The organism is Mesorhizobium sp. M7A.F.Ca.CA.001.08.2.1 (genome assembly GCF_003998455.1).
GTDB classification, from domain to species: Bacteria; Pseudomonadota; Alphaproteobacteria; order Rhizobiales; family Rhizobiaceae; genus Mesorhizobium; species Mesorhizobium ciceri.
The window spans coordinates 1-1,235 of the sequence record NZ_RZPW01001177.1 but is presented as its reverse complement, the minus strand read 5'-3'; the positions used below and the strand labels follow the sequence as shown (position 1 = coordinate 1,235).

At 62.8% G+C, this 1,235-nt stretch carries 2 protein-coding genes; both read left to right on the top strand.

Going from position 1 to position 1,235, the window contains the following annotated elements; genetic code table 11:
* On the top strand, positions 1–676 hold a 676-nt coding region (locus EN914_RS35960; RefSeq protein ID WP_164779193.1), incomplete at its 5' end, for a phosphoenolpyruvate hydrolase family protein.
* A 5-nt stretch (positions 677–681) separates the two neighbouring features.
* Entirely contained in the window at positions 682–1,098 is a 417-nt protein-coding gene (locus EN914_RS35955; RefSeq protein WP_013529490.1) for a cupin domain-containing protein, read from the top strand.
* Positions 1,099–1,235 lie beyond the last annotated feature (137 nt).

Genomic DNA, 1,235 nt, shown 5'->3' with positions numbered 1-1,235 from the left:
GCTCGCCTATGGCAACGCCAACGAGAGCGTCAAGGAAATGGCCTATGAGGTGTTGCCGGTGGTCAGACACACGCCGGTGCTGGCCGGCGTCAACGGCACCGACCCGTTCGTCATCATGCCGCTGCTATTGGCAGAGCTGAAGACGATGGGCTTTTCCGGCGTGCAGAATTTTCCCACCATCGGCCTGTTCGACGGCAGCATGCGGCAGAGCTTCGAGGAGACCGGCATGGGCTTCGGCCTCGAGGTCGACATGATCGCCGAGGCGCACAAGCTCGACCTCTTGACCACGCCCTACGTCTTCAACCCGGATGAGGCCCGCGCCATGACCAAGGCCGGTGCCGACATCGTCGTCGCCCATATGGGTGTGACGACAGGCGGCTCGATCGGCGCCACGTCAGCCAAGTCGCTCGACGACTGCATTCAGGAGATCGACGCCATCGCCAATGCCGCGCGCTCGGTGCGCAAGGATGTCATCCTGCTTTGCCATGGCGGCCCGATTTCGATGCCCGACGACGCCCGTTACATTCTCTCCCAGGCCAAGGGCCTGCACGGCTTCTATGGCGCCAGCTCGATGGAACGGCTGCCGGCGGAAGCCGCGATCGCCAAGCAGACGGCCGATTTCAAGGCCGTCGCGCTCGGCGGCCAGAAGACCACATTCAAGAAAAAGAAGGGATGAGTGAGATGACCGACAAGAGCAAAGTGTTCGTGTACCCGAAGGACGTCAGCGCCTTCGGCTTCGACTGGGGAAAATTGGCGCTGACGGTGGCGCCCGAAGTGAATGGCGCAACCCGCTTTTCCGGCGGCGTCGTCGACCTGCCTTCCGGCAAGGGCCACACGCGCCACAACCATCCGGGCGCGGAAGAAATCATCTTCGTCATCTCAGGCCATGGCGAACAGATGGTCGAGGACGAGAAGGGCAATCCGATGGTCGAGAAGGTCGGCCCCGGCTGCACCATCTACGTGCCGGAAAGCCGCTTTCATTCGACGCTCAACACCGGCGACGGGCCGATGCAGCTGTTCGTCGTCTATTCGCCGGCAGGACCTGAACTGGTTTTGCGTGAGCTGCCGGATTTCAGGCTGATTCCGCCGGGGCAGTGATCTTTCCTCGGTTCCGGCTCCGACCTCTGCCCTCGGGGAGAGGTCGGATTGCCCCGAATTGCTTTTCCCGGATGGCAATCCGGGTGAGGGGGCAGCAGCCTCAATACCAGCTAGGCCGTCCCACCCCTGTTCCACCC

What these genes read in the sequence shown, in the direction of transcription:
- EN914_RS35955 (WP_013529490.1), top strand. Translation starts at nt 682, where the DNA reads ATGACCGACAAGAGCAAAGTGTTCGTGTACCCGAAGGACGTCAGCGCC.